Origin of the sequence: Flavobacterium chilense, from assembly GCF_001602525.1 — a bacterium.
In the GTDB taxonomy this organism is placed as follows: Bacteria; Bacteroidota; Bacteroidia; order Flavobacteriales; family Flavobacteriaceae; genus Flavobacterium; species Flavobacterium chilense.
Window position 1 is genome coordinate 1 of the sequence record NZ_LSYT01000021.1, and the last position, 7,683, is coordinate 7,683.

Sequence of the window (7,683 nt, forward strand, 5' to 3'; positions counted from 1 at the left end):
CCGCAATCTACCACAAAACTATAAAAGCCTTTGGGATCTGAAATGGTGCTGCTTACCAGATTATGTCTGGCATCGTAAAGGGATAGTTTGGTATTGGCGAGTGCTTCTGCTGTGGCAACACTAATTACGGTTCCGGTAAGCTCCTGACTGCAGTGCAGGCTTCGGGTTTCCAGAAATTTGTAAATATCATCAGAACCTTGTCCGCCATCTTTGTTGGAACTAAAATAACCTGTTCTGGAAACCGGATCAATGATATAAGCAAAATCATCTTTTGGTGAGTTGATATCGCTTCCCAGATTCTGAATCGCGCTCACTGTTCCGTTTTCTTCAAGCTGTCCCACAAAAACATCGAGTCCGCCAAGTCCGGGATGACCATCTGAGGCAAAGTAGATTTCGTTTTCACTGGTCACATACGGAAAGGTTTCTTTTCCTTCAGTATTAATTGTTGGCCCCAGATTTTGAGGTGTTCCGTAACCACTGGATGTAATGCTAACTTTATAAATATCAGATTGTCCTAACGTTCCAGGCATATCAGATGCAAAATACAGTGTTTTTTCATCAGGACTAAGTGCAGGATGAGCTGTGCTGTAGTTATCACTATCAAAAGGGAGTTCGGTGATATTAGTCCATTTTCCGTTTTCAAGTGTGGCTTTGTAGATTTTTATTAAAGTAATTTTATGTTCATCTTTTCCTTTTTTGCCATTTACATAATTGTTTCTGGTAAAATAAACTGTTTTTCCGTCTTTGGTAAATACCGGAGAGGATTCATGAAATTTGGTATTAATAGAGGTTTTAAACTTATTTACTTTAGAAGCCGTGTGAGTTGTTGGATCTACATCGGCAAAATAAAGATTGGTAAAATATTCTCCTGTCCATTTATGCTTACGCTGAGAGAAATTTCCGGTATCTCTGGCGGAAGCAAAATATATTTTATTGTCATATACAAAAGTACTGTAATCTGAATATTTGGAGTTTATTCCGGCATCTTCGATTTTGTAACGTCCTGAATTGGCTTTAATCTCATCCAGATAATTCACATCGTCTTTGTAGAGTTTTCCTCTCGTATCGTTTTTATACTTAGTATTAAACTCCTGCAGGATTTTATTGGCTTTATCAGTCTGCCCTGTTGATTTTAAAGACTGTGCATAACGATAATAATATTCAGGCTCGACATTAGTATTCATGTCAAATAATTGAGTGTACCATTTTGCAGCTCCTTCAAACTCTGAATTGAAGTAATAAGAATTACCTAATTTTTTAAACATATCTTCTGATTTGTATCCTTTTTCGGCCACACGCTCATAGGTTTTAATGGCATCGATATAGGCATAACTGTCGTATTTTTTGTCGCCAGTATTAATCTTGGATTGTTGCGAATAACTGTTAGATGAAAAAGCAATGATAACAGTCAGGCAAAGGAATATATAATTTTTCATGATCATTTTTTTTAAAAGAAACGTGGGGTTGTGAGTTTACCATTGTTTTTGAAGAATTCATAACGCAGGAATATTTCATGTGATCCTGAGTTATAATTGTTTAAATGGGTGGTTTCACGATCATAGCCATATCCTATATAGAGTCCGTCTGTGATTTGAAATCCTGCCATGGCACTCAGCGAAGCGCTCCATCTGTAGGCTACTCCCAGAACAAATTTGTCGATGAACATAAAGTTGGCCGATACATCTACCTGAAGCGGTGCTCCTTCGACCATTTTGGTCAGTACGGCTGGTTTGAATTTGATGTATTGGTATTTATCCAGATCAAATACATATCCTGCCATTAAATAATAGTTGATTTTGTCTTTGTAAATGGCAATATCATTATCATCGTAGCGATTGGTTTCGATAAAATTAGGCACTGACAAACCAATGTAGGCTTTATCAGAGTGCCAGTAAACTCCGGCTCCAACATTGGGAGAGAATTTATTGTTGAGATCCTGAAATTGTGGATCTCCCTGATCTGCCGGATTTAGCTTATTAATATCAAGATTGAACAAATTGGCAGTTCCTTTGATTCCGAAGGAGAGTTTAAAATCGGCAGAAGTCTGAACAGTATAAGACAAATCTACTGATATATTATTCTCATTGGTGGGACCAATTTTATCATTTACTAAAGAAACTCCTACTCCTAAATTACTGTTATTAATAGGGGAGTTGACTGAAAAAGTGCTGGTTTTTGGTGCCCCGTCAAGTCCAACCCATTGGGTGCGGTATAGACCAAAAACACTTAAAACTCCACGAGATCCTGCATAGGCCGGATTTATGTTTATAGTATTGTACATATATTGGGTGAACTGGGCATCCTGCTGGCCATAGCTGCAAATGCTTACAAACATAATGACGAAGAAAAATAATTTTGTTCTCATAGTAGATATTATTTTAATTATTACTATTGATTTTTTTCTGTTTAAATCAAAAAAAGTCAATGCATTTGTATATCAAAAATAAGGATTTTTAGGTTAATTATTTGTAAATGTGGTTGTTATGTTGTTTTTTGTAATTGTGTTTTTATTTAGACAGATACAAATAGCCCTCTTTTTTATTATTTTGAATTACATTATTTCCATCCAGTGACTTGTATGTAATGATGTAGAAGTAAGTTCCGGCTGGCAATCCATCAGATTTTTTGATAGTTGTTCTGCCTCGTGAAGTTCCATCAAACGCATTGCTGGTATTGTTGTAATTATCTGTTTCAAAAACTAATACTCCCCAACGATTGTAGATTTCTACATTATTTTCAGGATAACAGGTTGTTTCATCAATATTATCAATTTTGAAAAAGTCATTTATTCCGTCGCCATTAGGAGAGAATGCATTGTGTACCAAAATGCTTCCACATGCCAAAACTTTACAATCATCATTGATTTCCATATTAATTAAAATACTTCTAGGACAGTTTTGATCGGTTATTTTATACTCAAAAGTATAATTGCCAAGTGATAGGCCTAACGGATTAAATGTTGCTCCGGATAATCTATTACTGTTGTTGGTATCAATCCATGTTCCTGATACTGGTGAGCCTTCTGGTAACAATGACATTAGATCTATAAGAGTTGAGTCATCATTACAGGCTTTACTTGTGATTGTTACAACGCTACTTGGTACTACAGTAATTGTTACAGTTGCTGTATCACAATTGTCAGAACTTAATTTGTCGCATATCTGATAGCTATAAGTATAAGTTCCTGCAGGTGTTAAGCTGGTAACAGTTACATTTCCTAAAGCATCAAAAGTTATGTTTGGATCTGTTTTTGTTCCATTTGTATTTTGTGGCAATAAAGTAAAGTTTACCAGTTCTAATGTTGCTTTGGCCTGACCTTTTAAATCATTGCTTAACACGTTTCCAACTAATCCAAATGTGTTGCAACCAATATTAGTGTAAACATCATCTGTAGCTACTACTGGTGTTGGCGGAGCTGGTGGTTCAGATACTACTACGGTTACAATGGCTGTATCACAGTTCCCAAAATCGGCTTTTTCGCATATTTGGTATGTTAATGTATAAGTTCCGCCAGGAGTTCCAGCTGCTACATCAACCGATCCGTTAGGATTTAGAGTCAATGCACCTTTAGGATCAGGTGTTACAATCGTTAGTGTAACATCATTTGATACTACAGCGTTATTATTTAACGTGTCATTTGTTAATACATTTATAACATTAGTTTGTCCTGTAACCCCATTTATTGGACCTGCATTATCATCATTAGCTACAATGGCAAATGTTGGTCTGGACGTACAATAAGGATCAGAAGGCGGATAATTTAACGTAATTGTTTCTGTTGGATTAAGGGATATAATTAAGTTAACACTAGGGCGAAGCGTTTCAAACCCGTCTGGACCCTGAACCCATTTATTGTTCTGGAAAATCCATCCAGGCCAGTCTATCCCTTTACCATTTCCATCAACCACAGCTCCCGGCCAAATGATACGTCCGCTAAGTGGTAAATCATTCATTGTCGTGATAACCGTATTACTGCTATTTGCCCATGAAATGGTAACACCATTTGCAGGAGTAAAATTGACAGGAGTTACTACATAGTCAACATAAGGAACATCGTTTACACAAATTGCTGTAGCAGTTACAGTCATTACCGGAGCTACAATTGTTACAGTAACAGTTGCTGTATCACAATTTGTTGTCTGGTCAGCTTCACATATTTGATAAACCATGGTTAAAGTTCCAACTGGAGCATTTGGTAAAACATCTACAGATCCATCAGCGTTTAATTGTAAAAACGGATTTGGTGTTACTGTTGTAATAATAACTTCAGAAGCCGTTACAGGAGCACCTTCAAGAGTATCGTTTTTCAATACATTTAAAACATTTGGTGTAGTATGATTTACCCCTGCAATTGGTCCTGCTGTATCATCATTGGCTACAATATCAGAGAATGTTTTACAATTAACTCCAAAATCAGCATCCAGATGTACGAGGTCTTCTGGTGTTACAGTTACAATATATCCCGCAGCACCTCCGGTTGTACTACAAACAGTGTGTACTTGTGCTTTACCGGATTTTGCTGTTTCTTTTTTATTTGTAACCGAAGGAAGAACTTTTACTAAACCTGTAGCTCCTAATGCCGCAGCAACCGTATCAAAGTTTGCATCTCTTACCAGTTTAATAGTGTAATCTCCATAAGGGTTTGCTGTTTCCGGTCTGTCTCTCCAGAATCCTTCAATACCTACAATTACTTCTTCATGATATCCGTTTGGACCATCTATAATGACATTTGCACTCAATGCATTTCCAAAACCACCTGCATTTAGCTCTCCAACATTTGAAGGTCCTGTATAGCTTCCATCTCCATTAAGATCAATCCATTCCCATTGACTGTAATCGATAGCTCCGTTTCCATCAGGAATATTTTTGGTTACAACACCATCATTGTTAGTATCATACCATTCATCCTGAATTCCGTTACCATTTGTATCATACCATACATAATCTCCTAAAACCGGAAGTTTTGATGTTCCGTATTCAAAGTTATGTTGTTGAATTTTACAGTCTTCAAGTGTGGTAAAGAATAAGCTTGAATCAACAGGATACAATTGATGTACACTATTTAAATTAGCATCCTGTACCTGAACCAAATAACTTCCGGCAGGCATACCTGAGAAATTATAAGCACCATCAGGGCCAGTTATGCGTAATAAAACAGGACCAGTTGTTGTGCCTTGTGGTACTAATGTAACAGGCACATTTGCGATTGGAGTATTAGTGTCTTTATTTATTACTTGTCCGGATATTTTAACTGTATAAGCAGGCTGTGTTATTACAACTGTTGCAGTAACTGAACAAGTTTGGTTTCCGGTATTTACAGGAGATGTTGCTGTTAGTGTGTAAGTTCCTGCAGGCAAATTTGTATTTCCAACAACTTCATTATTTTCATTTCTGATAATAACAGTTGAGCCAGGACTATTGGTTACTAAAATTGACCCGTCTTTTCCTCCAGAACAGCTTACATTAGTAGCAACACCGCTTACAGATACTTTATTTTCAACTGTAAAGGTTTGTCTTAACTCGGTTTTATTACCGGCACAATCTGTTAAAGTATACGTTCTGATTAAGATATAAGGATTCCCTTCGCAACCGCTTCCTCCATTATTAGAGTCATTCACTGTAATGTTTACTGTACTGCTACAGTTATCAGCAGCATCTTTTATATCATTTATATTTCCAACCGGAATGTCAGCAATACTTGATAAATTGGTTACATCAAGAGGTGCAGTTCCAGTAGGTGGAGTAGTGTCTCTAACTGTAATTATTTGAGTATATGTGGCTGTATTTCCACCGCAATCGCTGGTAGTCCATTTACGTGTTAAGGTGTAATTGGTAGCACATTGATTTTCTATATTGCTTTTAGTTTCGCTAAAAACTATAGGTAAATTTCCATTGCAATTGTCAGAAACCTGAATGGTTGCAGGTGCAGGAACAGCATCGCAAGAAACTGTAATATCTGATGGAAGATCTCCTGTAAAGATTGGTTTTGTAGTATCCTGAAGAGTAATCACCTGAGTAAAAGTGTCAGAAATATTTCCGCAATCATCTTTCACCGTCCATGTATTAGTATAAGTTCCTGCATTCGAACAACCAGCAGCAGCTACAAAAGCACCGCTTACTTTTACAATATTCGAAACATCAGTATCGCAAGAATCAGAAGCTGTTGGGAATAACGCTTGCGCGGAAGTCAAAGCTGCTGTATCACTACATTCGATAGTTTTGTTCAAAGAAGCAACAGGAGTTGTCCATGTTGGAGCAGTAGTATCCTGAAGAGTAATCACCTGAGTAAAAGTGTCGGAAATATTTCCGCAATCATCTTTTACGGTCCATGTATTGGTGTAAGTTCCCGCATTTGAACAACCAGCAGAAGCTACAAAAGCACCGCTTACTTTTACAATATTCGAAACATCAGTATCGCAAGAATCAGAAGCTGTTGGGAATAATGCTTGCGCGGAAGTCAAAGCTGCTGTATCACTACATTCGATAGTTTTATTTAAAGAAGCAATAGGAGTTGTCCATGTTGGAGCAGTAGTGTCCTGAATTGTAATCACCTGAGTGAAAGTATCAGAAATATTTCCGCAATCATCTTTCACCGTCCATGTATTAGTGTAAGTTCCCGCATTCGAACAACCAGCAGCAGCTACAAAAGCACCGCTTACTTTTACAATATTCGAAACATCAGCGCTTGCGCGGAAGTCAAAACTGCTGTATCACTGCATTCGATAGTTTTGTCTAAAGAACTTGCCTGAGTTGTCCAAGTTGGTTTTGTAGTATCTTCAATAGTGATTACTTGGGTAAAAGCATCAGTAACATTTCCACAATCGTCTTTTGCAATCCACGTATTGGTATATGTTCCTGCATTGGCACAAGAAGCAGACGAAATAAATTGCCCACGAGTTTTAGTATAAGTTACAATTGAACAATTTGCAGTAGCAGTTGGCGCTTGATTTTGAGCAGTTGCTAACCCTGTAATATTATTACATTCCAAAGTAACATTCAAAGATCCTGCCTGTGTAATCCAGGTTGGGATTGCAGTGTCCTGAACAGTAATTATCTGAGTAAATACAGTAGAAGTATTGTTGCAAATGTCTTTTGCTGTCCATGTATTAGTATAAGTTCCGGTACTTCCACAACTTCCTTTTTGAAATTGTCCACTGGTTTTAGTGTAGGTTACCGTTCCGCCACAATTATCAGTAGCCACCGGAGTTAATCCTGCTGTATCGCTACATTGTAAAGTCACGTTTAAGGCATTTGCAGTAGTAGTCCATGTTGGTGCAGTATTATCTTGTATTGTGATTACCTGAGTAAAAGTGGTGGAGGTGTTGTTACACACATCTTTTGCAACCCATGTATTGGTATATGTTCCAAAAAAGTTCCGCCACAATTATCAGTAGCCACCGGAGCCTGATTTTGAGCAGTGGTGAGTCCTGCTGTATCATTACATTGCAAAGTTACATTTAAGGCATTTGCAGTAGTAGTCCATGTCGGTGCAGTAGTATCTTGTATTGTAATTACCTGAGTAAAAGTGGTAGAAATATTGTTACACACATCTTTGGCAACCCATGTATTAGTATACGTTCCAGAGTTAGCGCAAGAACCTGCAGTAAAAGTTCCACTAGTTTTAGTGTAGGTTACCGTTCCGCCACAATTATCAGTAGCCACCGGAGCCTGATTTTGAGCAGT

The 7,683-nt window shown here is 37.5% G+C and carries 5 protein-coding genes; all 5 read right to left on the reverse strand.

Annotated features, from left to right (window positions below; genetic code table 11):
• Window positions 1–1,436: PD40 domain-containing protein (locus A4F88_RS25070; protein WP_068845939.1), on the reverse strand; the 1,436-nt coding region annotated here is incomplete at its 3' end.
• An 11-nt stretch (window positions 1,437–1,447) separates the two neighbouring features.
• The gene (locus A4F88_RS25075; protein ID WP_068845946.1) at window positions 1,448–2,365 is read right to left on the reverse strand and encodes a PorP/SprF family type IX secretion system membrane protein; all 918 of its coding nucleotides are present in this window, start codon (window positions 2,363–2,365) and stop codon (window positions 1,448–1,450) included.
• Window positions 2,366–2,507: 142 nt separating this feature from the next.
• Complete coding sequence (locus tag A4F88_RS25080; RefSeq protein WP_068845941.1) at window positions 2,508–6,593, reverse strand: T9SS type B sorting domain-containing protein; 4,086 nt, start codon at window positions 6,591–6,593, stop codon at window positions 2,508–2,510.
• Window positions 6,594–6,661: 68 nt separating this feature from the next.
• Entirely contained in the window at window positions 6,662–7,333 is a 672-nt protein-coding gene (locus tag A4F88_RS25085) for a hypothetical protein (protein ID WP_156062685.1), read from the reverse strand.
• A partial coding sequence (locus A4F88_RS25585; protein WP_162268815.1) for a hypothetical protein occupies window positions 7,297–7,683 on the reverse strand: 387 nt, incomplete at its 5' end. The genes A4F88_RS25585 and A4F88_RS25085, both read right to left, overlap by 37 nt.